This is a genomic window from Blastococcus sp. VKM Ac-2987, from assembly GCF_026967805.1.
Classification (GTDB): Bacteria; Actinomycetota; Actinomycetes; order Mycobacteriales; family Geodermatophilaceae; genus Blastococcus.
In genome coordinates, this window is the sequence record NZ_JAPVBG010000001.1 from 1,095,774 (window position 1) to 1,120,424 (window position 24,651).

General features: G+C 72.9%; 30 protein-coding genes. 17 read left to right on the forward strand and 13 right to left on the reverse strand.

The annotated features are described in order from the left end of the window. Nucleotides 1–58 precede the first annotated feature (58 nt). The 4 genes from O2W17_RS05390 to O2W17_RS05405 all read right to left on the reverse strand — a co-directional run bounded on the left by O2W17_RS05390 (nt 59) and on the right by O2W17_RS05405 (nt 3,221). A complete protein-coding gene (locus tag O2W17_RS05390; RefSeq protein WP_269191368.1) occupies nt 59–964 on the reverse strand; it encodes a DUF1028 domain-containing protein in 906 nt (301 codons plus the stop codon). A gap of 46 nt (nt 965–1,010) precedes the next feature. Beyond that, nucleotides 1,011–2,000, reverse strand: coding sequence for an LLM class flavin-dependent oxidoreductase (locus O2W17_RS05395; RefSeq protein ID WP_269191369.1), 990 nt, complete (start codon nt 1,998–2,000; stop codon nt 1,011–1,013). 140 nt (nt 2,001–2,140) lie between these two features. Further along, nucleotides 2,141–2,758 carry a hypothetical protein gene (locus O2W17_RS05400; RefSeq protein WP_269191370.1) on the reverse strand — a complete coding sequence of 206 codons (618 nt, stop codon included), beginning with the start codon at nt 2,756–2,758 and terminating at the stop codon, nt 2,141–2,143. A gap of 109 nt (nt 2,759–2,867) precedes the next feature. After that, nucleotides 2,868–3,221, reverse strand: coding sequence for a PspC domain-containing protein (locus O2W17_RS05405; protein ID WP_269191371.1), 354 nt, complete (start codon nt 3,219–3,221; stop codon nt 2,868–2,870). A 398-nt stretch (nt 3,222–3,619) separates the two neighbouring features. Between O2W17_RS05405 and O2W17_RS05410 the strand changes: the two genes are divergently transcribed. The 3 genes from O2W17_RS05410 to O2W17_RS05420 are packed head-to-tail and all read left to right on the forward strand — an operon-like array spanning nt 3,620 to nt 7,066. Further along, on the forward strand, nt 3,620–4,450 hold the full coding sequence (locus tag O2W17_RS05410) for a hypothetical protein (RefSeq protein WP_269191372.1): 831 nt from the start codon (nt 3,620–3,622) through the stop codon (nt 4,448–4,450). A 16-nt stretch (nt 4,451–4,466) separates the two neighbouring features. Further along, nucleotides 4,467–6,314: a fumarate reductase/succinate dehydrogenase flavoprotein subunit gene (locus O2W17_RS05415; RefSeq protein ID WP_269191373.1), complete on the forward strand. Its 1,848-nt coding sequence runs from the start codon at nt 4,467–4,469 to the stop codon at nt 6,312–6,314. After that, nucleotides 6,311–7,066: a succinate dehydrogenase/fumarate reductase iron-sulfur subunit gene (locus O2W17_RS05420; protein ID WP_269191374.1), complete on the forward strand. Its 756-nt coding sequence runs from the start codon at nt 6,311–6,313 to the stop codon at nt 7,064–7,066. The genes O2W17_RS05415 and O2W17_RS05420 overlap by 4 nt, the downstream gene beginning before the upstream one ends. A gap of 55 nt (nt 7,067–7,121) precedes the next feature. On the opposite strand, the gene O2W17_RS05425 is transcribed toward O2W17_RS05420, so the two are convergent. The 3 genes from O2W17_RS05425 to O2W17_RS05435 form a co-directional block, all read right to left on the reverse strand. Beyond that, nucleotides 7,122–7,700 carry a gamma carbonic anhydrase family protein gene (locus O2W17_RS05425; protein WP_269191375.1) on the reverse strand — a complete coding sequence of 193 codons (579 nt, stop codon included), beginning with the start codon at nt 7,698–7,700 and terminating at the stop codon, nt 7,122–7,124. Between the two features lie 144 nt (nt 7,701–7,844). Continuing rightward, complete coding sequence (locus O2W17_RS05430) at nt 7,845–8,189, reverse strand: PspC domain-containing protein (RefSeq protein ID WP_269191376.1); 345 nt, start codon at nt 8,187–8,189, stop codon at nt 7,845–7,847. Between the two features lie 129 nt (nt 8,190–8,318). Then, complete coding sequence (locus tag O2W17_RS05435) at nt 8,319–8,771, reverse strand: nuclear transport factor 2 family protein (RefSeq protein ID WP_269191377.1); 453 nt, start codon at nt 8,769–8,771, stop codon at nt 8,319–8,321. Between the two features lie 149 nt (nt 8,772–8,920). Between O2W17_RS05435 and O2W17_RS05440 the strand changes: the two genes are divergently transcribed. From O2W17_RS05440 to O2W17_RS05470, 7 genes are all read left to right on the forward strand, one after another. Further along, nucleotides 8,921–9,460 (forward strand): dihydrofolate reductase family protein, encoded by a 540-nt coding sequence (locus O2W17_RS05440; protein WP_269191378.1) that lies wholly within the window; start codon nt 8,921–8,923, stop codon nt 9,458–9,460. 78 nt (nt 9,461–9,538) lie between these two features. Further along, the gene (locus tag O2W17_RS05445; RefSeq protein WP_269191379.1) at nt 9,539–9,775 is read left to right on the forward strand and encodes a hypothetical protein; all 237 of its coding nucleotides are present in this window, start codon (nt 9,539–9,541) and stop codon (nt 9,773–9,775) included. A 73-nt stretch (nt 9,776–9,848) separates the two neighbouring features. Beyond that, nucleotides 9,849–10,406 (forward strand): hypothetical protein, encoded by a 558-nt coding sequence (locus O2W17_RS05450; protein ID WP_269191380.1) that lies wholly within the window; start codon nt 9,849–9,851, stop codon nt 10,404–10,406. Between the two features lie 130 nt (nt 10,407–10,536). Beyond that, nucleotides 10,537–11,052, forward strand: coding sequence for a hypothetical protein (locus O2W17_RS05455; protein WP_269191381.1), 516 nt, complete (start codon nt 10,537–10,539; stop codon nt 11,050–11,052). A gap of 158 nt (nt 11,053–11,210) precedes the next feature. Continuing rightward, complete coding sequence (locus tag O2W17_RS05460; protein WP_269191382.1) at nt 11,211–11,801, forward strand: carboxymuconolactone decarboxylase family protein; 591 nt, start codon at nt 11,211–11,213, stop codon at nt 11,799–11,801. Further along, nucleotides 11,798–12,667 carry an RNA polymerase sigma-70 factor gene (locus O2W17_RS05465; RefSeq protein ID WP_269191383.1) on the forward strand — a complete coding sequence of 290 codons (870 nt, stop codon included), beginning with the start codon at nt 11,798–11,800 and terminating at the stop codon, nt 12,665–12,667. Before O2W17_RS05460 ends, O2W17_RS05465 begins: the two co-directional genes overlap by 4 nt. 180 nt (nt 12,668–12,847) lie before the next feature. After that, complete coding sequence (locus O2W17_RS05470; protein ID WP_269191384.1) at nt 12,848–14,032, forward strand: NAD(P)/FAD-dependent oxidoreductase; 1,185 nt, start codon at nt 12,848–12,850, stop codon at nt 14,030–14,032. A gap of 34 nt (nt 14,033–14,066) precedes the next feature. On the opposite strand, the gene O2W17_RS05475 is transcribed toward O2W17_RS05470, so the two are convergent. Continuing rightward, a complete protein-coding gene (locus O2W17_RS05475; RefSeq protein ID WP_269191385.1) occupies nt 14,067–14,264 on the reverse strand; it encodes a hypothetical protein in 198 nt (65 codons plus the stop codon). Nucleotides 14,265–14,481: 217 nt separating this feature from the next. Between O2W17_RS05475 and O2W17_RS05480 the strand changes: the two genes are divergently transcribed. Next, on the forward strand, nt 14,482–14,751 hold the full coding sequence (locus O2W17_RS05480) for a hypothetical protein (RefSeq protein ID WP_269191386.1): 270 nt from the start codon (nt 14,482–14,484) through the stop codon (nt 14,749–14,751). Between the two features lie 132 nt (nt 14,752–14,883). On the opposite strand, the gene O2W17_RS05485 is transcribed toward O2W17_RS05480, so the two are convergent. Genes O2W17_RS05485 through O2W17_RS05495 form a run of 3 tightly spaced genes read right to left on the reverse strand, consistent with a single transcriptional unit; the run spans nt 14,884 to nt 17,242 of the window. Then, nucleotides 14,884–15,150, reverse strand: coding sequence for a hypothetical protein (locus O2W17_RS05485; protein ID WP_269191387.1), 267 nt, complete (start codon nt 15,148–15,150; stop codon nt 14,884–14,886). Between the two features lie 17 nt (nt 15,151–15,167). Next, nucleotides 15,168–16,040 (reverse strand): MOSC domain-containing protein, encoded by an 873-nt coding sequence (locus O2W17_RS05490; RefSeq protein ID WP_269191388.1) that lies wholly within the window; start codon nt 16,038–16,040, stop codon nt 15,168–15,170. Continuing rightward, entirely contained in the window at nt 16,037–17,242 is a 1,206-nt protein-coding gene (locus O2W17_RS05495; protein WP_269192047.1) for a trans-sulfuration enzyme family protein, read from the reverse strand. Before O2W17_RS05495 ends, O2W17_RS05490 begins: the two co-directional genes overlap by 4 nt. A gap of 85 nt (nt 17,243–17,327) precedes the next feature. Between O2W17_RS05495 and O2W17_RS05500 the strand changes: the two genes are divergently transcribed. From O2W17_RS05500 to O2W17_RS05515, 4 genes are all read left to right on the forward strand, one after another. After that, nucleotides 17,328–17,918, forward strand: a complete 591-nt coding sequence (locus tag O2W17_RS05500; RefSeq protein ID WP_269191389.1) for a helix-turn-helix domain-containing protein — start codon at nt 17,328–17,330, stop codon at nt 17,916–17,918. Further along, entirely contained in the window at nt 17,918–18,649 is a 732-nt protein-coding gene (locus O2W17_RS05505; RefSeq protein WP_269191390.1) for a B3/B4 domain-containing protein, read from the forward strand. The genes O2W17_RS05500 and O2W17_RS05505 overlap by 1 nt, the downstream gene beginning before the upstream one ends. 64 nt (nt 18,650–18,713) lie before the next feature. Beyond that, nucleotides 18,714–19,679 carry a DMT family transporter gene (locus tag O2W17_RS05510; RefSeq protein WP_269191391.1) on the forward strand — a complete coding sequence of 322 codons (966 nt, stop codon included), beginning with the start codon at nt 18,714–18,716 and terminating at the stop codon, nt 19,677–19,679. Between the two features lie 81 nt (nt 19,680–19,760). Further along, nucleotides 19,761–19,961, forward strand: a complete 201-nt coding sequence (locus tag O2W17_RS05515) for a hypothetical protein (RefSeq protein WP_269191392.1) — start codon at nt 19,761–19,763, stop codon at nt 19,959–19,961. Between the two features lie 251 nt (nt 19,962–20,212). Here the strand turns inward: O2W17_RS05515 and ychF are convergent, their stop codons facing one another. Further along, entirely contained in the window at nt 20,213–21,286 is a 1,074-nt protein-coding gene (ychF, locus tag O2W17_RS05520) for a redox-regulated ATPase YchF (protein WP_269191393.1), read from the reverse strand. 35 nt (nt 21,287–21,321) lie between these two features. On the opposite strand from ychF, the gene O2W17_RS05525 reads away from it, so the two are divergent. Both O2W17_RS05525 and O2W17_RS05530 read left to right on the forward strand, forming a co-directional pair. After that, nucleotides 21,322–21,939 (forward strand): GDSL-type esterase/lipase family protein, encoded by a 618-nt coding sequence (locus O2W17_RS05525; RefSeq protein WP_269191394.1) that lies wholly within the window; start codon nt 21,322–21,324, stop codon nt 21,937–21,939. Nucleotides 21,940–22,004: 65 nt separating this feature from the next. Beyond that, nucleotides 22,005–23,303 (forward strand): sensor domain-containing phosphodiesterase, encoded by a 1,299-nt coding sequence (locus tag O2W17_RS05530; protein WP_269191395.1) that lies wholly within the window; start codon nt 22,005–22,007, stop codon nt 23,301–23,303. A 50-nt stretch (nt 23,304–23,353) separates the two neighbouring features. On the opposite strand, the gene O2W17_RS05535 is transcribed toward O2W17_RS05530, so the two are convergent. After that, nucleotides 23,354–24,610, reverse strand: a complete 1,257-nt coding sequence (locus O2W17_RS05535; RefSeq protein WP_331254272.1) for an HNH endonuclease signature motif containing protein — start codon at nt 24,608–24,610, stop codon at nt 23,354–23,356. Nucleotides 24,611–24,651: the final 41 nt, after the last annotated feature.

Below are 24,651 nucleotides of genomic sequence, written 5' to 3' on the forward strand. Positions count from 1 at the left end.
CGATGGCGCTCTCCCGTGGGGGTGAGCGCCCCGCGCGGGCGACCCGGGGACGGCTGGGTCAGGTGGCGGGCACCGGCGGCATGATCCGCTCGACGACGTCGGCGGGCATCAGCCCGGCCTTGCCGAACCTGCTCGCGGCCTCCAGGAACTGCGGTGCGGACGCGGCGAGCTCGACCAGCATCTCCCGGGCGGCCTCCTCCCGGCCGGCCAGCGCTGCCACGACCGCCCGCCACATGAGCTGGTCGGGCTCGGTCACCGGGTCCATGGGCCGGAGCAGCTCCAGCTCGCGGTCGGCGGTGACCGGGTCGCCGTCGATGGCCTGCTGGAACGCGCGGACGACGTCCTGGTAGCGGGCGCGGGTGACGGTGAGGTCGGCGAGGACGGCGAGCGGGTCCGCGGCGTCGTCGACCCGCAGGTCGACCACCATGTCGTGCCAGGGGCGACCGGTGGTGGTCGCGCGGATGACCATGATCGCCGCCGACCGGCGTCCCCGGAAGTCCCCGCCGGCCTCCTCCCCCGCCACCAGCGCGGTGAGCAACCGCTGGGCCAGCGGCCCGGCGGAGCCCTCGAACCGCTCCACCATCGCCTCCCACACCGCCGGCGAGCTGGCCATGTTCGCCAGGGCCACGCAGGTGTCGCCCATCAGGTGCCCGGCGGAGTCGACGCAGCTCTGGCCGGTGTAGGCGGCCAGGTCGCCGTTCACGCCGAGGACGGCGACCTGCCGCCGCTCCGGCTGCGGGTCGACGCTGCTGAGCGCGGTCAGCACCTCCTGGGCGGTGAAGCCACCGCGGAGCAGATCGAGCCCCACCGCGCCGTACATCGGCTCGGCCATGGACTGCGTGGCGATGACCCCGTGCCCGGGCAGGGCGAAGGGCACGCTGTTGCCGACCGCGAAGGCCTGCGACTGGGTGGCGACGCCCATCTCCCCGGTCTCCGGGTCACGGGCCACGATCGAGTACGTCACGCCCGCGATCTACCCGTGGCTCCCCGGGGGGCGAAACACCGGCCGGTCACGCGGTGACCGGCTCCATCGCCTGGGCCAGGAGCTCGACCGACCGGAGCCGGCCCTCGAGGGAGCCCGACTGGTGGGCCACGATGAGCTCGTCGGCGTCGGCGACCTCGCTGAAGGCGTCCAGGTGCTCGCGCACCTCGGCCGGCGTGCCGACGGCGGTGTGCGTGAGCATCGTGCTCACGTGGTGCCCGGCGCCCTGGGCGAGCAGCTGGTCGGCCTGCGCGTCGGTGAGGGCCTGCCCGCGGCCAAAGAGGCCGATGGCGAGGTTGCGCCGCACGGCCTGCAGCTGCTCCTGGGCGGCGGCGGTGCTGTCGGCCGCCACGACGTTGACCCCGGCGATGACGTAGGGCTCGGCGAGCTGCTCCGACGGCTGGAACTCGCGCCGGTAGGCCGCGACGGCCGGCTCGAGCATGGCCGGCGCGAAGTGCGAGGCGAACGCGTAGGGCAGGCCCAGGGCCGCGGCCAGCGTGGCCCCGAACATCGAGGAACCGAGGATGTACAGCGGCACGCGGGAGCCCTTGCCGGGGATGGCGTCGACGCCGGGCACGCGGGTCTCGCCGGCCAGGTAGGCCTGCAGCTCCAGGACGTCCTGCGGGAAGGTGTCGGCCGAGCGCGGGTCGCGGCGCAGGGCGTACATCGTGTTCTGATCGCTGCCGGGAGCGCGACCGAGGCCGAGGTCGATGCGGCCGGGGTACATCGCGTCGAGGGTGCCGAACTGCTCGGCGATGGTCAGCGGCGAGTGGTTGGGCAGCATGACCCCGCCCGCCCCGAGCCGGATGGTGCTGGTGTGCGCGCCCACGTGCGAGATCAGCACGCTGGTGGCCGACGACGCGATCCTCGGCATGTTGTGGTGCTCGGCGTACCAGACCCGCTCGTACCCGTGCTGCTCCGCGCGCTGGGCGAGGGCGACGCTGGCGGCGATGGCGCTGCCCGGGGTCTCCCCACGCAGGATGGGAGCCAGGTCGAGGACGGACAGCTTGATGCTCATGTGCGGTGCAGGCCTTTCACGTCGGTTGCCCGTCGCAACGCCGTCCCGGCCCGGGTGCTTCCCGCGCTCCGGGAGCGTTCCGCCCGCCCCGTGCGTCCGGCGGAACGCCCGGAGTACGGACGACGCCCTGTGAGGGCCGGTCAGCGGCTCTGCAGCGCGTCCAGGGCCACGGCCATCGCCGCCGCCACCCGGAAGTCCAGGCGGGCGTCGGGGACCGTCACCGTGTACCGGTCCCGCAACGCGACGCGCTTCTCGCTGCTCATCACCAGCGCGCCGGTCCGGCTGTCGGTGAAGTCGAAGTGGAAGAGGAACGGCACCGGGATGTTGTTCAGGAAGGGGATGAAGTTCCACACCCGGCGCAGCACCGCGATGAACTGGTTGCGCTCCTGGCCGACCGCCTCGACACCGGGCGCCGAGAGGTTCCAGGTCGAGCGCAGCAGGCTGGCGCCGAACTGCTTGCGGAAGTAGCCGATCGGCTGGCCGTGCTCGTCGAGGACGTCGTGCTCGGCGCCGACGTCGAGCCGCTGGCGGGCCTTGAAGGAGAACACCCGCCGGCTCATCGATTCGTCGGAGTAGAAGGCGACCTCCTCCCGCAGCTTCATCCGCTTCTGCTGGGCGAAGGCGAGGAGCGGCCCCTCGCCGCCGTCCGGGCCGGCCGACAGGATCTCGTAGCGGTTCACCATGAGGGTGACCCGCTGCCTGATGAAGAACGTCGGCACGACCATCGGGGCCGGCTGGTGCGCGGGGGGAACGGTCACGAGGGTGCTCCGTTGCGGGTCGGGAGTGCGGGGAGGCTCATCCTGGCGGACCGGCGCCGGTCGCGGGCCTGCGCCGGTCGCCGTGTCGTCCGCCGGCGCCGCGCCGGGCTCAGCGGGGTGTCGCCGTCCGGCGTCCGGTGAGGGCGTCGTGCAGGCGCTGGACGAGCCGCTCCAGGGGGCTCGGGGTCTCGTCGCTGCGGGCCGGGCCGGACGGCATGAGCACCCACAGGAGCAGGTAGACCAGCACGCCGGCGCCACCGGCGACGGCGAGACCGACGAAGCCGACCCGCCAGAGCACCGCGTCGATGCCGGTGTGGTCGGCCAGGCCGCCGGAGACGCCCCCGATCATCCGGTCGGTGCTGCTGCGGCGGAGCTGCGGGACGGCGCGGACGGCCGGGAGCGGCTGGTGCCGGGCCGGATGCTCGGTGGTCGGCTGGTCCGTGAACGGTTCGGTGTTCGTCATGCCATCAGCGTGCCGAGCGTGGACTGCTCGGGACCATCGGGGAACCCACGGATCCGACCCTGGTTCCCGGGTCGGGGTCGGGGCCGCAGCAGACCCTCGCCGGTCGCTCCCTCGACGACGTGACGGGAGCTCTCCCCGTCTCGGCGAACAGGCGGTGGACTGCACCGGTTCCGGATGGTCGGGCCGACGAACGCCGACGGGAAGAGGTGCGGACGACTCGCCGGACGTCTCGCCGACGTCGCCACCAAAGCCCTTTCGTCCACCGGGGGTCCGTGATCCACTGCGCTCCTCCCCGCCGCGCCGTCGGCGTCAGCGACGAAGCTGGAGGCAGCGATGCCGATCTGGCAGGACGTGGCCGTGGTCCGGGCGACCGGCGCCGACCCGGATCTCCCGGCGTCGTGACCGCCACCGCTCCCCGGGGGACCGGGGGGGTCATCCCCGGGCGAGGCGACGGCGGGCCGGCGCCGCGCCGCGCCGCGATCCCCGAGCGCACCCTGCGCACCGACCGGTGGTGGGTGCAGCCGCTGGTCACCGTCGTCGTGCTCGTGCTGTTCATCGCGTACTCGACGTTCCGGGCATTCCAGAACGCGCACTACTACGCCACGCCCTACATCTCGCCCTTCTACTCGCCCTGCATCACCACCAGGTGCGAGGGCGACAGCTTCCCGGAGTTCTTCACCGGCCCGTCCTGGATCTCCCCGGCGATCTACATCCTCGTGCTGCCGCTCGGTATCCGGCTGACCTGCTACTACTACCGCAAGGCCTACTACCGCTCGTTCTGGCTCTCCCCGCCGGCGTGCGCGGTCGCCGAGCCGCACCGCCGGTACACCGGTGAGACGCGTCTGCCGCTCGTCGGGCAGAACATCCACCGCTACTTCCTGTACGCGGCACTGGTCTTCAACGTGATCCTGTTCTACGAGGCCTTCCGCAGCTTCCGGGACGAGACCGGCGAGTGGGGCCACATGGGGCTCGGCACGCTGATCCTGCTGGCGAACGCCGTCCTGCTCTTCATGTACTCGATCTCCTGCCACTCCTGCCGGCACATCGTGGGTGGACGCCTGAACCACTTCTCCGCGCACCCGCTGCGCTACAAGGCGTGGACCTGGGTGTCGAAGCAGAACGCCCGGCACATGCAGTACGCCTGGATCTCGCTGTTCGGCGTCGCCTTCGCCGACTTCTACGTCTTCCTGCTGGCCACCGGCACGATCACGGATCTCCGATTCTTCTGAGAGTGGGGCCCTCCTGATGGAGCTCGAGCGGCACGAGTACGACGTCGTCGTCATCGGGGCGGGAGGTGCAGGCCTGCGGGCCGCCATCGAAGCCCACGAGAACGGCGCCCGCACAGCGGTGGTGTGCAAGTCGCTGCTCGGCAAGGCGCACACGGTCATGGCCGAGGGCGGCATCGCCGCCGCGATGGCCAATGCCTACCCCGAGGACAACTGGCGGGTGCACTTCCGGGACACCATGCGCGGCGGCAAGATGCTCAACCACTGGCGGATGGCGCAGCTGCACGCGCAGGAGGCTCCGGACCGGGTGCGCGAGCTCGAGGACTGGGGCGCGCTGTTCGACCGCACCCCCGACGGGTTGATCAGCCAGCGCGACTTCGGCGGCCACCGCTACGCCCGCCTCGCCCACGTCGGTGACCGGACGGGCCTGGAGCTCATCCGCACGCTCCAGCAGCGCACCGTCGCCCTGGGCATCGACGTCTACATGGAGTGCACGGTCACCCGGCTGCTCACCGGTCGGGGTGGTGGGGCGGGTGACGACGGAGCGGCCGAGGACGGCGGTCGGGAAGAGGTGACCGGCGCCTTCGGCTACTGGCGGGAATCGGGCCGGTTCGTCGCCTGGCAGGCGCCCTCGGTGGTGCTCGCCACGGGCGGGATCGGCAAGTCCTACAAGGTGACGTCGAACTCCTGGGAGTACACCGGCGACGGCCACTCCCTGGCACTGCAGGCCGGCGCGACGCTGGTCAACATGGAGTTCGTCCAGTTCCACCCCACGGGCATGGTCTGGCCGCCGTCGGTGCGCGGGATCCTGGTGACCGAGAGCGTCCGGGGGGACGGCGGCATCCTGAAGAACTCCGCCGGCAACCGCTTCATGTTCGACTACATCCCCGACTTCTTCCGCAAGGAGACAGCGGAGACGGAGGAGGAGGCGGACCGCTGGTACGACGACAAGAAGAACAACCGGCGGCCGCCCGAGCTGCTCCCCCGCGACGAGGTCGCCCGCGCCATCAACAGCGAGGTGAAGGCCGGCCGCGGCACCCCGCACGGCGGCGTGTACCTCGACATCGCGTCCCGGCGGACGCCCGAGTACATCCGCAAGCGACTGCCGTCGATGTACCACCAGTTCAAGGAGCTGGCCGAGGTCGACATCACCGCCGAGGCCATGGAGGTCGGGCCCACCTGCCACTACGTCATGGGCGGCGTGGAGGTGGACCCCGACACCGAGGCCGCCTGCGTGCCCGGCCTGTTCGCCGCCGGTGAGGTCGCCGGCGGCATGCACGGCTCCAACCGGCTGGGCGGTAACTCGCTGTCGGACCTGCTGGTCTTCGGCCGGCGTGCGGGCCTGGCCGCGGCCGAGCACGCCCTGCGGCGGACCGGCCGGATCGCGCTCCCGGACGAGGACCTGGCCGACGCCGCCCGCGCCGCCCTGGCACCGTTCGACCGGGAGGGTGGCGAGAACCCCTACACCGTGCAGCACGACCTGCAGCAGACGATGCACGACCTGGTCGGGATCATCCGGACCGCCCCGGAGATGGAGCGGGCGCTCGAGCGCATCGCCGAGCTGAAGGAACGGGTGGCGAACCTGTCGGTCGAGGGGCATCGGCAGTACAACCCGGGCTGGCACCTGGCGCTGGACCTGCCGCACATGCTGGTGGTCAGCGAGTGCATCGCCCGGGCGGCGTTGCAGCGCGAGGAGAGCCGGGGCGGGCACACCCGCGACGACTTCCCCGCGACCGATGACGAGTGGGCGAGGACGAACCTGATCTGCTCTCGCGCGCCCGACGGCTCGGTGGCGCTCACCCGCCAACCGCTCCCTCAGATGCCGGCCGAGCTGGCCGAGGTCTTCGAGGAGGTCTCGGCGTCATGAGCTACGACGCGACGTTCCGGGTCTGGCGGGGCGACGCCGACGGCGGCGGCCTGCAGACGTTCACGGTGGCGGTGAACGAGGGCGAGGTGGTGCTCGACGTCATCCACCGGCTGCAGTCGACCCAGGCCGGCGACCTCGCCGTCCGCTGGAACTGCAAGGCAGGCAAGTGCGGCTCGTGCAGCGCGGAGATCAACGGCCGGCCGCGGCTGCTGTGCATGACCCGGATGAGCACGTTCGGGGAGGCGGAGACGGTGACCGTCACCCCGCTGCGCACCTTCCCGGTCATCCGCGACCTGGTCACGGACGTGTCCTTCAACTACGAGCAGGCGGCGCGGATACCGGCGTTCACGCCGAAGCCGCGGGAGGCGGACGGGAATCACCGGATGCAGCAGGTGGACGTCGAGCGCTCGCAGGAGTTCCGCAAGTGCATCGAGTGCTGGCTCTGCCAGGACACCTGCCACGTCCTCCGGGACCACGAGGAGAACAAGGCCGCGTTCTCCGGGCCGCGCTTCCTCATCCGCCTGGCCGAGCTGGACATGCACCCGCTGGACACCGTGGACCGCCGCGACGCGGCCCAGGACGACTTCGGGCTCGGCTACTGCAACATCACCAAGTGCTGCAGCGAGGTGTGCCCCGAGGGCATCCACCTCACCGACAACGGCATCATCCCGCTGAAGGAGCGCGTCGTGGACCGGAGGTTCGACCCGCTGACCTGGCTGGGCTCGAAGATCGGGCGTCGTCCGAAGGGGTGAGGGCGCCGGCCTCCCCACCCCTCGCACACCCGGGGCGGTGCCCCCTCGTCGGTGGTCAGGGCATGCCGTCGCCGAAGACCGGCCCCGCCGGCGGCAACGGGCGGCGGACCACCGGGCGCACCTTGCGCGCGGCCGGCAGCCGGCCGGTGTAGCTCTCGGCGTTGCCGCGGATGTGGGCGAGGTCGTCGTCGGTGGCCGCCCGGACGACGGTGGCGGGGACGCCCGCCACCACCGATCGGGGTGGCACGGTCGTGTTCGGGGTGACGACGGCGCCGGCCGCGACGATCGAACCCGCACCGATGTGCACCCCGTTCATGACCACGCTGCCCATGCCCACGAGGACGTCGTCGTCGATCTGCGCGCCGTGCAGCACGACCCGGTGCCCCACGGTGACCCCGCGCCCGACGGTCAGGGGGAAGCCGGGGTCGGAGTGGAGCGAGCAGCCGTCCTGCACGTTGGAGTCGGGGCCGATGACGATCACTTCCTCGTCGGCCCGGGCGACCGCGCCGTACCAGATGCTCGACCGCGCGCCGAGGGTGACGGCACCCACCACGACCGCCGTCGGCGCCACGAACGCCTCCTCGTCGATCTTCGGCGCACCGAAGTGCAGCTCCGCGATGTAGTTGTCAGCCATCCCGCGCCTCCCGGTCGTCCTCGCGGCCAGTCTTGCGGATCGGCCCGCGATCGAGGAGGGGATCGGTCGCGGCACCGTGGAGGGCGCGCTCGGCCCGCCGCGGTGGACCGGTCGGCCGCGGGCCCCTCCACGTCCGGACGGCGGTCAGCCGGTCGGAGGCGTCGCGCGGGTTCGGCTCAGTGCGTCGTGCAGGCGCTGGACGAGCTGCTCCAGGGGGCTCGGGGTCTCGTCGCTGCGGGCCGGGCCCGACGGCATGAGGACCCACAGGAGCAGGTAGACCAGCACGCCGGCGCCACCGGCGACGGTGAGGCCCACGAAGCCGACGCGCCAGAGCACGGCGTCGATGCCGGTGTAGTCGGCCAGGCCGCCGCACACACCGCCGGCCATCTTGTCGGTGCTGCTGCGCCGCAGCTCCGGTCGGCCGGGCGGGAGCTGCTGCGCGCCACCGGGAGCGTCTGCGGGGGGAGGGAGGGGAACCGAGTTCGTCATGGCTCGAGCGTGCCGCTGCCGCCGCCCGGCGGACATCCGGAGATCCCCGGATCCGGCCCTGGTTTCGCGCTCAGGGTCTCCCCCGTCACGTCGCCCCGGATGCCGACGACGACGTCCTGACGGCGGTGCTCAGCGCAGCGGCAGCGGCGTCGTGTCGCCGTCCTCGCGCGGGCCGAGGATCCAGCGCTCCTCCGGGGCGATGGGCACGTCGTTGATGCTGGCCTCGCGCCGGTGCATGAGGCCGTCGGCGGCGAACTCCCAGTTCTCGTTGCCGTAGGAGCGCCAGGTCCGGCCCTCGGCGTCGTGCCACTCGTACTGGAACCGGACGGCGATCCGGTCGCCGGTGAACGCCCAGAGCTCCTTGCGCAGCGCGTAGTCCAGCTCGCGCTCCCACTTGCGGGTCAGGAAGGCGACCACCTCGTCCCGGCCGCGCACGAACTCGTCCCGGTTCCGCCAGACGGTGTCCTCGGTGTAGGCCTGCGCGACGCGATCCGGGTCCCGGCTGTTCCAGCCGTCCTCGGCCGCCTGCACCTTCTGCCGGGCGGTCTCGACGGTGAACGGTGGGAACGGGGGACGGGACACGCGGGCCTCCTCGGGTCGGCGGCCGCCTCCCGGCCACCCGTCCCCACCCTGCCCGGAGCTCGCGGGACCGGCGAGCGCGCCGGGCGATGAGTTCGCGATCGATGTCGGGTCTACTCCCCCGACGTCCACCCGACACGAAGGAGCCCCCCGTGGGTCTGATCGCCGCCAACCTGTTCACCACCGTCGACGGTTCCGCCGAGCGCCCCGACCAGTGGCACTTCCCGTACTTCGACGACGCGATGGGCAAGGCGGTGGACCGCCACACCGGGCGGTGCGAGGCCTACCTGATGGGCCGCCTGCTCCACGACCAGTGGTCGCAGTACTGGCCGGGCAACGACACCGACGACTTCGCCGAGTTCATCAACCCCGTCCCGAAGTACGTGCTGTCCTCGACGCTGGAGAGCTCGGACTGGGCCGGCACCACGGTGCTGCGCAGCCTGGACGACGTGCGGGCGCTGAAGGCGCGCACCGAGGGCACCATCGGCATGTCCGGCAGCCTCACCACGGTGCGGTCCCTGCTGGACGCCGGCCTGCTCGACGAGCTGGTGCTGATGGTGGACCCGATCGTGGTCTCCGGCGAGCGCCGGTGGACCGACGAGCTGGGCCGCACGCCGCTGGAGCTGACGCACTCCGAGGCCTTCCCCACCGGCGTCCTGCACCTGGTGTACCGGCCGGTCCGGGGCGCCTGAGCCCGTCCCCCGGCACCACACGCCGAGTGTTCGGCCGCACGCCACCTGGCCGACACCTGGGGTGCGCACGCTCTCGGCATGACGGCGAGCCTCTTCGTGATCGGCATCCGGGTCGGGTGGATCGGACCTGACGTCCTGCCGGGGGACGACGGCTTCGCGCGCGCGCACGACGTCGCGCACGCGGTCGCCAAGCCGGTCGTGGACGGGCTCGAGGCCTCGCTCTGCGGGCAGCTGGTGCGCGCGACCGCGGCCCAGGACTGGACGTCCGACCGCGCGGCCGCCCGGTGCGAGGAGTGCGCCCGCCTCGCCGGCTGAGCGCCCGGGCCTTGATGTGCCGCGACGGCGACGGCACCATCCAGGCGTCGCCGTCGCGGAGGAGGGCAGGGGCATGGTCACGAATGCCCGGATCGGGCCCGTCGAGCGGGCCACCCACCGCAGGTGGGACGAGTGGCTGCGGTTCATGGACGGCATCGGCGCCGAGCACCTGGACCACAAGGCCATCGCGCTGGAGGTCTACGCCGAGCTCGACGGCACCGTCGAGCGGCTCGGCTGGTGGACCCAGGCGGTCACGGTCGCCTACGAGCAGCACATCGGCCGGCGGGAGCCCGGTCAGCGGCCCGACGGGACGTTCCAGACGAGCGTCAGCAGGTCGACGCCGATGGGGATGGCCGAGCTCATGGAGCGGTGGCAGGCGTTCGCCGCGGGCGACGCGGACGTGCAGGAGATGGTCGTCGACGGCGAACCGCGGGTCAGCGGCACCGACCGGCGGATCACCTGGCGGACCCGGGCCCGCGACGGCTCCGCCGTCGTCGTCACCAGCGAGCCGAAGAAGGGCGCGACCGCCTCCATCGTGGTGAACCAGATGGGGCTGCGGACGCCGGAGCTCAACGAGGCGGCCCGGGAGCGCTGGGCCGGCGTCGTCGGCCGCTTCCTGCAGGGCCCGTAGCCCGCCGCCGCGAGAGGGAGTCGTCTGTTGGCTGTGCGCTACCCCGGCGTGCGCGCGCTGCTCTCCTGCGGGCCACCTCCGGGCCGGAGCCTGGACGGTGCCCCGAACGGAATCCCTCCAGGAGGAAGCCATGACCACGCCGTCCCCCAAGCCCTCGACCGCACCCGACACCGCAGCGACCCGTGGCAAGCGCGCCGAGGACGACGCGCCCCGGCAGGAGCAGGACACCACCGCCGGCGCCCCCGTCGAGATGGCGGAGCTGGCTCGCACCCGCGACGAGGCCGAGGACCGGGCCCGGGAGCTGCTGTCCGCCCAGGTCCTGCAGGAGTCGCGCAACGGCTCCCACGACGAGCGGGCCCGCCAGCTGGTGCTCGCCGTCCGCCGCGACCTGCTCGCGGAGCTGCGCGAGCAGGAGCAGCAGCAGGCCCGTCGGCAGCTCGCCTCGGCGGCGGACAGCAGCGAGGACGCCGTCGCCGGCCTCGTGCAGGGCATGACGACGATCGTGCGCAGCCTCGTGCCCGCCGTCCTCGTCCGGCCCGAGGAGGTCATCGAGACCACCTACGCGCTGGCCGACCAGAGCCTGCGCGTGGCGCGCCGCTTCGCCCTGGTGGTCACCGAGAACATGCGTGGTCTCGTCACCACCTGACCGGCCACGCCGCCCGCCCGGGTGGCCGTCGCGGCACCGACCCGACGGCCACCCGGTCGTGTGCGGACGACCTTCCCTACGGCTCCAGGAGCTGCGGGTGTCACACGGGCTGCGCGGCCGGTGTCTCCATGTCGGACCACCACACACCTGGAGGAGACATGGCGAGCACCCGCATCCCCGCGACCGAGGTCACCGGCGTCTACGGCGGCCTGGTGAAGGCGATCACCCGCAAGCTGTTCGGTTCCGTCCCGGAGTCGGTCGGCGTGCTGTGGCACCACCCGGCCGTGTTCAAGGCCCTGATGGGGCTCGGCCGGAAGGCCGACTCGTGGAACCGGCTGGACCGCGACCTCGCGACGTTCGCGTCCATGGCAGCGGCCGGCGAGGTCGGCTGCAGCTTCTGCCTGGACCTGCACTACTTCACGACCCACGACCGCGGGCTGGACGAGGCCAAGGCGCGGGAGGTGCCGCGGTGGCGGCAGTCGACCGTGTTCAGCCCCCTCGAGCGGCGGGTCATGGAGTACGCCGAGGCGATGAGCCGGACGCCGCCGGCCGTGACCGACGAGCTGTCGGCCGCCCTGCTCGCCGAGCTGGGTGCGCCCGCGCTCGTCGAGCTGACCGCCCGGGTCGGCGCGATGAACCTCAGCGCGCGGACCAACGTCGCCCTCGGCATCCGGTCCGAGGAGTTCGCGGCCTCCTGCGGCCTGCCGCCGCTGGCGACCCGCTCGGCGGACGGCCTGGCCTCGGCATGACCGACGACCCCTACCTCGCCCACCGCAGCCTGCTGTTCACAGTCGCCTACGAGCTGCTCGGCTCCGCCGCCGACGCCGACGACGTGGTGCAGGAGACCTGGCTGCGGTGGGCCGAGGTGGACCACGCGGCGGTGCGCGACCCGCGGGCCTACCTGGTGCGGATCGTCACCCGGCAGGCGCTCAACCGGCTGCGCACGGTCTCCCGGCGCCGCGAGGACTACGTCGGCGAGTGGCTGCCCGAACCGCTGCTGACCAGCCCCGACGTGGCCGACGACGTCGAACTGGCGGAGAGCGTCTCGATGGCGATGCTGACCGTGCTGGAGACCCTCGGCCCGACCGAGCGCGCCGTCCTCGTGCTGCACGAGGTGTTCGCCGTGCCGTACGACGAGATCGCCGAGGCGGTGGGCAGGTCGGCCGCCGCGGTCCGGCAGGTCGCGCACCGGGCGCGCGAGCACGTGGCCGCCCGCCGTCCGCGGACGACGGTGAGCCGCGCCGAGCAGCAACGGGTCGTGGACCGGTTCCTCGCCGCCGTCACCGCCGGCGACGTGCACGGCCTGCTGGACGTGCTGGCCCCGGACGTCGTGGTGGTCGCCGACGGCGGGGGGCTCGCGCCCGCCGCCCGGCGTCCGATCGCCGGCCGGGAGCGGGTGGCCAACGCGCTCGCCCGCTTCGCGGCGTTCGCGCCCGGCGTCGTGATCACCACCCCGCTGGTGAACGGCGGCGTCGCGGCACGGATCGATGCGGGTGGCGAGTTCGACACGGCGATCACGTTCGTCGTCGAGGACGGGCGGATCAGCCGCATGTACGCCGTGCGGAACCCGCACAAGCTGGGCCGGCTCGACACGGTGGCCGAGCTGCGGCGGTGACGCGGGTGTCCGCCGCCTGGCCGGACCGCACCCGTCGCCGGCTCGGTCCCCGGCGTGTGGCGCGGACGACCTGATCAGCCGCGCGTGCGCCGTTCGGAACGCCTGCATCCTGGGCAGGCCCGACACGGTGGTCGAGCTGCGGCGCTGACAGAGGTCCGCGGCCTTCAGCGAGGAGGCGGCATGGAACAGCACGAGGTGCTCATCGTCGGTGGCGGCAACGCCGGCATATCCCTGGCGGCGCGGTTGCTGCGCGACGGCGTCCGGGACGTCGCCGTCGTGGCTCCCCAGCCGCTGCACCGGTACAAGCCGCTGCTGAACTACGTCGGCGCCGGGGAGGCGACGATGGCCGACCTGGAACGCCCGATGGCCGACGTCGTCCCCGACGGGTGCACCTGGGTCCGCGACAGCGTGGAGTCCGTCGACCCGGGCGCCACGACCGTGCGTACCCGCGGCGGGCGGACGCTGCACGGCACCACCCTCGTCCTCTGCCCCGGACTCGTGGAGGACTGGGAGGCGACCCCGGGGCTGCTGCAGGCGTACGCCGACGGGTGGGTGGCCTCCACCTACGTGCCGGGCAGCACGCCGCAGGTCTGGCCGAGGCTGTCCTCGCTGCGCGAGGGTTCCGTCGTCTTCACCGTGCCGCCGGAGCCGGCGTCGTGCGCCCCGACCGCGCTCAAGCCGCTGCTCATGGCGTGCGACCACTGGCGGCGCACCGGCGTCCTGCCCGCCCTCGACGTCACGCTGGTGCTGCCGGCGGCGACCGCCACGGGTCTCCCGGAGGCCGACCGGGTCCTCGAGGAGGCGTTCGCGGACTACGGCGTCGCGGTGCTGCGCGAGGCGCGCGTGGAGCGGGTGGACTGGGACGTCCACGCCCTCGAGATCACCTCGCGCACCGGCCGTCGTGTGCTCGAGGACGTCGCCTTCGCCCACGCCGTGCCGCACTACCGGGCACCGGGCTGGATCGCCGACGCCGACCTGGCCGTCGACGCCTCACCCGGGCTGGTGGACGTCGACCCGGAGACCCTGCGGTCGCGCCGGCACGGGTCGATCTGGGCGATCGGCGACGCGGCCGACCTCGCCACCCGGCCCTCGGGCGGGGCGCTGCGGAAGCAGGTCGACGTCCTGTCCCGGAACATCGCGGCCGCCCGGGAGGGCAAGGAGCTGAAGCGCTACGACGGCTACACGGTCATGCCGATCACCCTGAGCCACCGCAAGCTGATGCTCAACGAGGTCGACCGCGACGGCGCCGCCAGCCCGTCGGTGCCCTTCATCGACCCCTTCAAGCCGCGCCGGTGGGCCTGGCTCTTCGACCGCTACGGCCTCCCGCACGTCTACTGGCACCGCATCCTCCGCGGCAAGGTCTGACCCGCCGAACGGAAGACCGGGGCCCGGATCCCCGCTAGCGCTGCTGCCGGCGGGCGATGAGGACGAGGCCGCCGACCAGGATCACGAGAGGCGCCCAGCCCGGGAGCCCGAAGGGTCCGACGAGCAGCTGGATGACGAAGATCGCCAGCTGGAAGGCGACCAGGAAGCCCACCAGGAGCAGGAGTCCGAAGAGCAGCGGCCGTTCCGCCTGCAGCTGTCGCAGGTAGTCCATCAGGTCTCCTCGGTCATCGGTTCCGACTGGTCGTCCCGGCGTGACCACCGGACATCCGGGCTGCCGGACACATCGGCAGGGAGAACCAGCTCCTGTAGGCAACTGTTCCACCGGACCGGCGACCTGGCTGCGGCGCCGGCCGGTGGTGAACCGGCGCACACCGGGTATGGGCCGGGGGCTCGACGACCCGAGCACCTCACGCAGCCAAGGAGACGTCATGCCCGAGGTACCCCAACCGGTCACCGACAACAGCATCAAGGTCCGCCAGCTCAGCCACTACCAGTTCAGCTGGACCGCCGGGGAGCCCGGCAAGCCCGGGACGTACACCCTGCAGCTGGTGCTCGACCAGGGCGCCTGGGAAGAGGTGCTCACCCTGGACCCCGACGACGCCGACAACCTGCAGGACCTGCTCAGCAACACCAGCACGGTGCACTACGACGTCGAGCGTCGCGTGCTGATGTTCGGCGTCACCAAGACCGGCGACTGACCCACCTGAGCCGAGGTCGCCGACTGCGCACCCGCCCGACCGTTCCGACGGTCGGCGAGCGCAGTCGGCGGCTGTTCCGGTGTCGACGGCACCGGCTACGGCAACCGGGTCCGCGATGAGCCCCGCCGGAGCTCACACGTTGAAGCGGAACGTCGCCAGCGTGATCGGACGGCTCTGACTACGACCGAAACGTGCCACTGACCAGCGCCTCATGGTCGGGCGTCGTTGGTGGGCGACGACCAGAGTTGGGATTCTTGTTGCTTGTGCCAGCTCGTCCGCCACGCCCTGCATCCAGCCGGGATCGGGCAACTCGTCGAGCAGCACACCGGCCAGGTTGCCCGAGAACGGGTGCTCGGTCGGGAACGCGTCGACGACGGCGAACGCGGTCCCGTCGGACACGGGCGGCTCCAGCCGGGTCAGGCGGGCCGGATCGGTGTTCCGAGGCGGATCTCGCCGTCGGTGAGGACGTCGACCCGGAGTCCGCCCTTGTGGATGAGTGGCCGGAGCAGGCCGGGCCCGCTGAGCCGGTCCAGGTGGACGCAGGGCTCGCACAGCCGTCGGCCTGCGCAGAGCACGTCGCCGATGTGGAAGGTGTGGCCGACGAGGGCGTTGACGTCGATGCCGCGGGTGAGCACGTTGCGGCGGGTGGCGGCGAAGTCGACGGCGTGCCCGGCGGCGATGAGCTCGTCGAGGACCTCGGCGGCCATCAGTGTCAGGTCGTAGCCGGGCCGGTGGCCGGCGCGAGGGCTGAAAGTGCCGGCGCCGGCGGCGTAGCGGTCACCGTCGAGGCCGCGGCCGGCGCGGGCGGAGGCGACCTCGAGCAGCCGCATCTCGGCCTCGGCCGCGGGAGCGACCGCCAGGCCCTCGACCGTGCCGTGCAGATCGGGCGTCGCCGTCGCTGCGGGCAGCACCGGGTCGAGGGAAGCGACGGCGTAGGCGGCGGTGATGGGCAGCTCCGCGGTCGGCTGACCGAGGAGGGCGGGGTCCTGCGGGCTGAGCACGATGCCCGGCGGTGTCCCGAAGGCCACCGTGGCGGCCTCCGTGTCAGTGGTCTGGACGACCGCCAGCCACCACCCGGCCCACTGGAAGGCGGTGGGGTCGGCGATGGGCACCAGGCCGAACCCTCGCCCGGCCAGCCACGACCGCCACGCGCCGAGAGCCTGGGGCAGGTCACCGGCGGGCAGTGGCAGGTCGGTCACCGGTACCTCGGTGACCGCGGCCAGGCAGGCGGCGAACCCGCGGGCCAGCGGGCTGGTCGCCGGCGCGGTCGGCAGGTCCGTGTCGATCACGGGTGACTCCCGGCGGGAACTGTCGAACGGACGGTGGACGCGGCGGGGGCTTCCGCGGCGGGGGCCTCAAGGGCGGTGTGCAGGTCGGTCCACAGGTCCTCGACGTGCTCGCAGCCCACGCTCAGGCGCAGCAGGCCGGCAGGGACGTGCTCCTGGCCGGGGAGCTTCGCCCGCCGCTCGATGGTCGACTCCACCCCGCCGAGGCTGGTGGCGTGCGAGATGACGCGCAGAGCGGCACAGACGGCATCGGCGGTGCCGGCGTCGGCCAGCTCGAAGCTGAGCACCGTCCCGAAGCCGCGCATCTGCTCGGCGGCGCGGGTGTGGTTCGGGTCGTCGGGCAGGCCCGGGTAGCGCACCCGGCCGACCGCCGGATGTGCCGCCAGTCGGCGGGCGAGTTCGCCGGCGGTCTCCTGCTCCTGTCGCAGCCGGACAGCCAGGGTGCGGGCACCGCGCAGGGCGAGGAAGGCCTCCAGTGCGCCGGGTGTGGCCCCGGCGACCTCGCGGCGCCGGCTCAGCCGTGCCCGGTCCTCGTCGCGGCGGCACACCACCAGGCCCAGCAGCAGGTCGGAGTGGCCACCGATGGACTTGGTCGCGCTGTGCACCACGAAGTCCGCGCCGAGGGACAGCGGGTTCTGCAGCAGCGGGGTGGCGAAGGTGTTGTCGACCGCGACGAGGGCACCGGCCGCCCGGGCGGCCGTGGCGACCTCGGCGATGTCGACGACGTCCAGCAGCGGGTTGCTCGGCGTCTCCAGCCACACCAGGTCGGAGTCGGCGACCGCGGCGGCGAGCGCTTCGGCGTCGGTCATGTCGGCGGTGCGCACCTGCCAGCGACCGCCGGCCGCAGCACCATCGGCGAGCAGGGCGCGCAGTCCGGTGTAGCTGTCCCGGGGTGCGACCACCCGGGCGCCGACCGGCAGCAACTCGAGCACCGCGGCGATCGCGGCCATCCCGGAGGAGAAGGCGACCGCCGGGCCACCCTCCAGGTCACCGACCAGCTCCTCGAGCGCCTCCCAGCCGGGGGTTCCGTCGTCGCGGGAGTACTCCCGGCCGGCGCCGCCGTCCGGTGCGGCGCGGAAGTTCGACGCCGGGATGATGGGGACGTTCAACGGCCGTCCCGGCTCGGAGCCCCCGCGGCCGAGAACCGCCAGCCGGGTCTCCAACCGCAGCCCCGCGTCGCTCGACCGGTGCCCCTGCACAGCCATCACCGCACCTCCTGATGCACTATGTTGCACTCTAGGAGGCAGCGTAGCCGGGTGCGGCGGGGATGACGCAAGGGAGGCGGCCCAGATGACGGCCGAAGTGGTCGCGGTCAACGAGCAGATCGGGCAGCGGGTGCGGCAGCACCGGACCGCCCGCGGCTGGACCCTCGACGAGCTGGCCGACCGCTCTGGCGTCAGCCGCCGCATGGTCATCACCATCGAGCACGGCGAAGGCAACCCCAGCATCGCCACGCTGCTGCGGATCAGTGACGCCCTCGGTGTCGGGCTGCCGGTGCTGGTCGACGTCGAACGCCCGCATGCCCTCACCGTGACGGCGGCCGGGCGGGCGCCGGTGCTGTGGCACGGCGACCACGGCGGGCAGGCGCTGCTGGTCGCCGGAACCGCGCCACCCGACGTCGTCGAGCTGTGGGACTGGACGCTGCAGCCGGGCGATGCGAACACCAGCGAGGCGCACAGCGCCGGCACCCGGGAACTGCTGCTCGTCCTGGAGGGCGCCGTGGACCTGCGCGTCGGCGACCGCACCGAGCGGCTGACAGTGGGCGACTCCGCGGCCTTCGCCGGCGACGTCGCCCACGGCTACGCCACCCCCGCCGACGCCGCCGGCCCCGCCCGCTTCGCCCTCACAGTGTTCCAGCCCCACGTCACCGGGAGCCGTTGATGACCGACCCCCAGCAGTGGCTCGCCGCCGCCACCGTCGACGACGCGGTGTTCGCGCTGCGGCCGGACTACCGGGTGGTGCTGCTGACCGCCGACGGCCTGCAGGGCGGCCCGAGCGATGCGGTCAGCGAGCGGGTTCTCGCCGCTGCCGAGGACACCGCGCGGGAGCGGCTCGACGGGCGCCGGCCCGAGGAGTTGCCGCATCTTGCCGCGTGGCGGGAGGCCTACCGGTCCTTCGGTGCCAAGCCGCAGCGCACCCGGCCGAGCGTGGAGGCGCTGATGCGCCGGCTCGACCCCGCCGGGCTGCCGCGCATCGACCGGATCACCGACGTCTACAACGCCGTCTCCATCGGCTCCATGCTGCCCTTCGGTGGGGAGGACCGCGCCGCCTACGCCAGCCCGCCGCGACTCGTCCGTGCCGACGGCACCGAGCCGTTCGACACCATCGCCGGCGGCGAGGCGGTCGTCGAGCACCCGGAGGTCGGCGAGGTCGTCTGGCGCGACGACGTCGGCGTCACCTGCCGCCGCTGGAACTGGCGGCAGTGCACCCGCACCGGCATCACCACCGCCACCACCAGTGCCGTCTTCATCCTCGACGTGCTCGAGCCGCTCACCGATGACGACGCGCACGCCGCGGCCGACGCGCTCACCGAGAGCCTGCTCGCCCTCAGCCCGGAAGCCACCTTCCACCGCCGGCTGCTCACCCTCCCCGACGGAGATGCCCCGTGCTGATCCACCCCTGGGGCGACGCCCACGACATTCTGTGGCGCGCCTGGCCGGCCGAGGGGTGAGTTGAATGTTGCACACGAGGCGTCGTCCCCGGTGGGGTATCCGGTTCAGCCGGCAGGAGTTGGCGCTGATCGCCGTCACCGCGGTTTGGGGCGCGACGTTCCTCGTCGTCCACCTCGCCATGCAGCACGGCGGGCCGCTGCTCTTCGTCGGCCTACGCTTCCTCGCCGCCGGCGCGATCAGCCTGGTCGTCTTCCGGCACACGCTGACCGGGCTCACGCGGCGCGAGCTGGGTGCCGGCGCGGCGATCGGCGTGACGATCTTCCTCGGCTATGCGCTGCAGACCGTCGGGCTGCAGACGATTCCCAGCAGCACCTCGGCGTTCCTCACCGCGCTCTACGTCCCGCTCGTGCCACTGCTGCAGTGGGCGGTGTTCCGCCGCGCGCCCAAGCCCGCGGCCTGGGCCGGGGTGGCGCTCGCCTTCACCGGGCTGCTCCTGCTGGCCGACCCCGGTTCGGCGGGGCTGACGCTGAGCACCGGCGAGGTGCTGACGCTGGTCAGCACCGCCGCCATCGCAGCGGAGATCGTCCTCATCGGCCTGTTCGCCGGCACCGTCGACCTCGGCCGGATCACGGTGGTGCAGCTGCTCGTCGGCGGCGCCCTGTCGGTCGCGATGATGCCGGTCGTGGGCGAGGCCGTCCCCTCCTTCTCATGGCTCTGGATCGCCGCCGCGCTCGGTCTCGGGGCCGCCAGCTGCCTCATCCAGATCACCATGAACTGGGCGCAGCAGTCGGTGTCACCGACCCGGGCGACGGTCATCTACGCCGGCGAGCCGGTGTGGGGCGGCGTCATCGGTCGCCTCGCCGGCGACCGACTGCCCGGCCTCGCCATCGTCGGCGCCGCACTCATCGTCGCCGGCGTGCTGGTCAGCGAGCTCAGACTCCGGGCTCGGCCTCACCAGGGTCGAGATGACGTCCAACGAGATTCAGCACTGCCGCCGGAACAGCGCCCGCGCGGCGAAGGGCCAGCGTGATCGGCCGCGCGACAGCGCTGCTACGCCGGGGCAGCCGCAGCGCGCCAGGCCAGTCCATGTGAGGTTCACGGCGATCGGCACGTGATGACACCCGGACTGGTCGAGATGCTGGCCGCACATCTTGCCGCGCAGAGCCGGGACGGCGGCTGGATGTTCACCGGAGAAGGCGATCAGCCACCGCACCCGAACACCGTCGGCCACCGCTGGTGCACCGCCGCGCTGGCGATGCTCGTCGAGTCCTGCGAACCGGAGGTCGACCGGAGCAGTACAGGAGAACGCTGACGGGTCACTGGCGACCTCCAGCACATCTCACCCGCGGCGCTGACCACGGGTACCTGCGACATCGCAACGGCTCACAGATATCTCGTCACACATGAGCGATGAACGCTCCGCGTCCTTGGGCCGGGCCGGTCCTCCCGGGCTGCCCGAGGTGCGCGATTTGGTCCGCGCGCGGGCCTGGAACGCAAGATCCTGTTGACAGGGTGTTGCCTGGAGGACCACTGCAGGCGGCTGACCTGGAGGAATAGGACAGATCACACGTTGAAGCGGAACTCCACGACGTCGCCGTCGGCCATGACGTACTCCTTGCCCTCCATGCGGACCCAGCCCTTGGACTTGGCCTCGGCCATGGAGCCGGCCTCGACCAGCTGGCCGAAGGAGACGATCTCGGCCTTGATGAAGCCGCGCTGGAAGTCGGTGTGGATGACCCCGGCGGCCTGCGGGGCGGTGGCGCCGACCGGGATGGTCCAGGCCCGCGACTCCTTGGGGCCGGCGGTCAGGTAGGTCTGCAGCCCGAGCGTGCGGAAGCCGACCCTCGCCAGCTGGTCCAGGCCCGGCTCGTTCTGGCCGATCGACTCGAGCAGCTCGGCGGCCTCGTCGGCCGGCAGCTCGATCAGCTCCGACTCGGTCTGCGCGTCGAGGAAGATCGCCTCCGCCGGGGCGACCAGCGCCCGCAGCTCGTCGAGCACCTCGGTGTTCGCCAGCTCGTCGGCGTCCACGTTGAAGACGTAGAGGAACGGCTTGGTCGTCATGAGGCCGAGCTCGCGCAGCGGCGCCGGGTCGATGCCGGCGGCGAAGAGGGTCTTCCCCTCGTTCAGCACCTCCTGCGCCTGGACGGCGGCCGCGTGCAGGGCGGCGCGCTCCTTGTCCTTGCGCATCTCCTTCTCCAGCCGCGGGATCGCCTTCTCCAGCGTCTGCAGGTCGGCCAGCAGGAGCTCGGTGTTGATCGTCTCGATGTCGTCGGCCGGGCTGACCTTGCCGTCGACGTGCACGACGTCGGGGTCGGTGAAGACCCGGATCACCTGGCAGATCGCGTCGCTCTCGCGGATGTTGGCCAGGAACTTGTTGCCCAGCCCCTGCCCCTCGCTGGCGCCGCGGACGATGCCGGCGATGTCGACGAAGGACACCGTCGCCGGGATGATCTTCTGGCTGCCGAAGATCTCGGCCAGCTTCGCGAGCCGCTCGTCGGGCACACCCACCACACCGACGTTCGGCTCGATCGTCGCGAACGGGTAGTTCGCCGCCAGCACGTCGTTCTTGGTCAGGGCGTTGAAGAGGGTCGACTTGCCGACGTTGGGCAGGCCGACGATCCCGATGGTGAGGCTCACGGGGGTCCAGCCTAGGCGTCGCTAGGTTGCCCCCCATGCCGCCGCCCGATCTCCGCGTGTGCTTCCTCGGCGACTCGCTGACCGCCGGGGTCGGTGATGACGCCGCGCTGGGCTGGGTGGGACGGCTCGTGGTCGCCGCCCGCGGGGCCGGCACGGACCTGACCGGCTACAACCTCGGCGTCCGGCGGGAGACCGCCCCGGAGGTCGCCGCCCGGTGGATGGCCGAGGCCGCGCCCCGGCTCCGTCACGGCGACGGGTGCGGCGTCGTGCTCGCCGTCGGGGTGAACGACACCACCGTCGAGGGCGGACGGCGCCGGGTGCCCGAGGCCGGGACGCTCGGCGCGGTGGACCTCGTCGCCGATCAGGCCGGCGCCGAGGGGTGGCCGCTCCTCGTCGTCGGCCCCACCCTGGTCGCCGACGCGGAGCAGAACCGCCGCATCACCGCCCTCTCCGCCGCCATGGCCGACCGCTGCGGCCGGCGGAGCCTGCCGTTCGTCGAGCTCGCCGCCGGCCTCGACGACGAGTGGCTGGCGGACGTCGCCTCCGGGGACGGCGCCCACCCGTCGGCCCGCGGCTACGAGCGGCTGAGCCGGAGCATCTCCCCCGTCTTCACGACCTGGCTGGGCACCCTCGCGGACCGTCGCACCGGCTGACGTCCGGTCCCCCGTCCGGATGAGGTCGGCGCTCCAGTTCCGCCCGGTCCGGGCCGACGAGGGAGGTGGACTTCTCGAAGGGACGCAGAGTGGGCAAGCACCGCACGGACGCCGAGCAGCAGATCGCCGATCTGCTGCGCACGGCGAAGAAGTCGCTACGGCTGTCCGTGGCGTTCCTGTCCCGGCTCGACGGGACGACGCAGCACCTGGAGGTCGTGGAGTCCTCGGTGCCCTTCCTGTTCCAGGAGGGCGTCACCCAGGTGCAGGAGACGACGCTGTGCCAGGCGATCCTGGACAAGAAGCTGCCCGCGGTGATCCCGAACCTGAAGGACTTTCCCGAGGCGATGAAGCTGCCGGCCGCCCGGATGCCGCGGATCCGCAGCTACGTGTCGGTGCCGGTGACCCTGTCGGACGGCACCCTCTACGGCACCTTCTGCGCCGCCGGCCTCACCTCGGACAAGGATCTCACCAAGCGGGACAAGGCGCTGATGGACGTGCTCGCGTCGGCCGCCTCGGTGATCATCGAGCCGCAGGTGAAGGAGGAGGGGCGGCGCACCGGCATCGAGGGGCGGCTGCTGCCCCTCGTCGCCGGCGGTGGGCCGGTGGTCGCGCTGCAGCCGATCGTCGACCTCGCCACCGGCGTCCGCGTCGGCGCCGAGGCGCTCAGCCGCTTCCCTGCCGCGTGGGAGCAGGCGCCGGACGTGGTGTTCGCCGACGCGCACAGCGTGGGCCTGGGCGACCAGCTGGAGCTGCTGGCCCTGCGCCGCGCCGCCGACCTGCTGGCCGACGCCGACGGGTACGTCGCCATGAACGTCTCCCCCGGCACCCTGCTGACGCCGGAGTGCGCCGAGCTCCTCTCCGAGCTCCCCCTCGACCGGGTGCTGCTCGAGCTCTCCGAGCACGACCCGGTGGACGACTACGACGCGCTCGCCGCGGCGCTTGCCCCCTTCCGCGCCGCCGGGCTGCGGCTGGCCATCGACGACGTCGGCGCCGGCTTCTCCTCGCTGCGGCACATCGTCGTCACGTCGCCCGACGTCCTCAAGATCGACCGCAGCATCGTGAGCGGCCTGGACACCGATCCGGTGCGGACCGTCCTGATCCGCTCCCTGGTCGACTTCGCCCGCGGCCTGCGGGCACGCGTCGTGGCCGAAGGCGTCGAGACGGCCGCGGAGGCGGACGCTCTCCGCGCACTCGGGGTCGACTACGGGCAGGGCTGGCACTTCGGCCGCCCGGCCGTGCCCGCCCCTACCGTGCCCGCCCCGACCGTGGCCCCGGCCGCGAGCCACGGGAGGCCGGCCGTCGTGGGCGTCCCGATACCCCGGTCCTCCCTGCTGGACCGGGTCAGCGTGCCGCGCTTCCCGTAGTCCAGGCGCGCGTGCGGGCACCGCCGATCGGCGCGCGCGGGCGGCACCGATCAGCCCGTCCGCGACCGTTCGGGATCCCCGCTGATGCGGGGGAGGGTGAGGATCTCGGTGCCGTCGGGCCGGTAGGTGTGCCACCGGCCGCTGGTATCCCGCTCGATGCGGAAGCCGTGGTGGACCTTGGTGTGATGCCGTTCGCACAGGAGGGCCGAGTTCTCCAGCGACGTCGGACCGTCATCGACCCAGTGCACCAGGTGATGGACGTCGCACCAGGAGGCCGGGGCGTCGCAGCCGGTGAACACGCATCCCCGGTCGCGGTACTCGACCGCGCGGCGCAGCGGCGGCGGCACCACCCGGTGTCGGCGGCCCAGGTCCAGGAGCTCCCCGTCGGGGCCGATGACGATCCGGGAGACGTTGCCGTCGCACGCGATCCAGCGGGCGCGGGCGGCGGAGATGGTGGCCCCGAACCCGGTGGTCGCCGCGCCCGGTCCGGTGGCCGGGTCGACCAGGTCGGCCAGGTCGATCCGCACGACCACCTGCGGCTTGACCGTCCGCAGGACCGGAAGGGTGCCGGCGGCGAGGGCGTTGTCGGCGAGCTGCACCAGGGCGTCGGCGGACTGCTGGGCGCGGGTGCGGGTGTCCCCGGCGGGGCGGGTGGCCTGCACGATCGACTCGACCGCGGCCTGCAGCTTCTCCCCGCCGACAGCGTCCAGTTCGCCGCGGAACCCGACGCTGCCGTCGGCGTGGGTGGTGAACACCAGCGACCGGCCCTCGGTCGGATCGGGCTCGGGGCCGTCGGGGTCCAGCCGGGTGAGGTAGTGGTCCACGACCTGGCGGAGTTCGGCGTGCGGGCGACTCGCGGCGACCTCGGCCAGGGTTGCGTCGACCCCGGCGAGGTCGACCTGCTGGGCGTCAGCGGCGGCCACGTTCCCCGGTGCGGCGACCGGGGCGATCAACGCCACCTGCTCGGCGGTCACCGCACCCCGGTCGAAGGCCTCCGCCACTGCCGGAAGCTCGGCCAGCGCCCGCCCGGTGCGCACCACCCGGGACGCCGCGGCCGGCGAGAGCTTGCCGTGCCCGCGCAGCCAGGAGGCCATCGACGCCAACCCGTCCCGCTCCGGCGCCTGGGCGACCTCGCACTCGCGCACCGTGCGGGCCACCTGCGCCGCCAGCCGGTTCTGCGCCGTGAGCAAGCCGGTGAGCCGGTCCAGCAACTGAGGCCCGAACCGGCCCGACAGGTCCTCACCCGCGAGGTCGTCCAGCGCGGACCCCAGCCGGTCCAGCGCGCCCCTCGCAGCGGTCGAACACATGATCGAAGACTACCGGGGCGGGCAGTCGTCGACAACCCGAA

Coding starts and splice junctions, on each gene's coding strand:
- O2W17_RS05395 (WP_269191369.1), bottom strand. CDS start 2,000: ATGAGCATCAAGCTGTCCGTCCTCGACCTGGCTCCCATCCTGCGTGGG.
- O2W17_RS05405 (WP_269191371.1), bottom strand. CDS start 3,221: ATGACGAACACCGAACCGTTCACGGACCAGCCGACCACCGAGCATCCG.
- O2W17_RS05415 (WP_269191373.1), top strand. CDS start 4,467: ATGGAGCTCGAGCGGCACGAGTACGACGTCGTCGTCATCGGGGCGGGA.
- O2W17_RS05420 (WP_269191374.1), top strand. CDS start 6,311: ATGAGCTACGACGCGACGTTCCGGGTCTGGCGGGGCGACGCCGACGGC.
- O2W17_RS05425 (WP_269191375.1), bottom strand. CDS start 7,700: ATGGCTGACAACTACATCGCGGAGCTGCACTTCGGTGCGCCGAAGATC.
- O2W17_RS05430 (WP_269191376.1), bottom strand. CDS start 8,189: ATGACGAACTCGGTTCCCCTCCCTCCCCCCGCAGACGCTCCCGGTGGC.
- O2W17_RS05445 (WP_269191379.1), top strand. CDS start 9,539: ATGACGGCGAGCCTCTTCGTGATCGGCATCCGGGTCGGGTGGATCGGA.
- O2W17_RS05450 (WP_269191380.1), top strand. CDS start 9,849: ATGGTCACGAATGCCCGGATCGGGCCCGTCGAGCGGGCCACCCACCGC.
- O2W17_RS05455 (WP_269191381.1), top strand. CDS start 10,537: ATGACCACGCCGTCCCCCAAGCCCTCGACCGCACCCGACACCGCAGCG.
- O2W17_RS05460 (WP_269191382.1), top strand. CDS start 11,211: ATGGCGAGCACCCGCATCCCCGCGACCGAGGTCACCGGCGTCTACGGC.
- O2W17_RS05465 (WP_269191383.1), top strand. CDS start 11,798: ATGACCGACGACCCCTACCTCGCCCACCGCAGCCTGCTGTTCACAGTC.
- O2W17_RS05470 (WP_269191384.1), top strand. CDS start 12,848: ATGGAACAGCACGAGGTGCTCATCGTCGGTGGCGGCAACGCCGGCATA.
- O2W17_RS05475 (WP_269191385.1), bottom strand. CDS start 14,264: ATGGACTACCTGCGACAGCTGCAGGCGGAACGGCCGCTGCTCTTCGGA.
- O2W17_RS05480 (WP_269191386.1), top strand. CDS start 14,482: ATGCCCGAGGTACCCCAACCGGTCACCGACAACAGCATCAAGGTCCGC.
- O2W17_RS05495 (WP_269192047.1), bottom strand. CDS start 17,242: ATGGCTGTGCAGGGGCACCGGTCGAGCGACGCGGGGCTGCGGTTGGAG.
- O2W17_RS05500 (WP_269191389.1), top strand. CDS start 17,328: ATGACGGCCGAAGTGGTCGCGGTCAACGAGCAGATCGGGCAGCGGGTG.
- O2W17_RS05505 (WP_269191390.1), top strand. CDS start 17,918: ATGACCGACCCCCAGCAGTGGCTCGCCGCCGCCACCGTCGACGACGCG.
- O2W17_RS05510 (WP_269191391.1), top strand. CDS start 18,714: ATGTTGCACACGAGGCGTCGTCCCCGGTGGGGTATCCGGTTCAGCCGG.
- O2W17_RS05525 (WP_269191394.1), top strand. CDS start 21,322: ATGCCGCCGCCCGATCTCCGCGTGTGCTTCCTCGGCGACTCGCTGACC.
- O2W17_RS05535 (WP_331254272.1), bottom strand. CDS start 24,610: ATGTGTTCGACCGCTGCGAGGGGCGCGCTGGACCGGCTGGGGTCCGCG.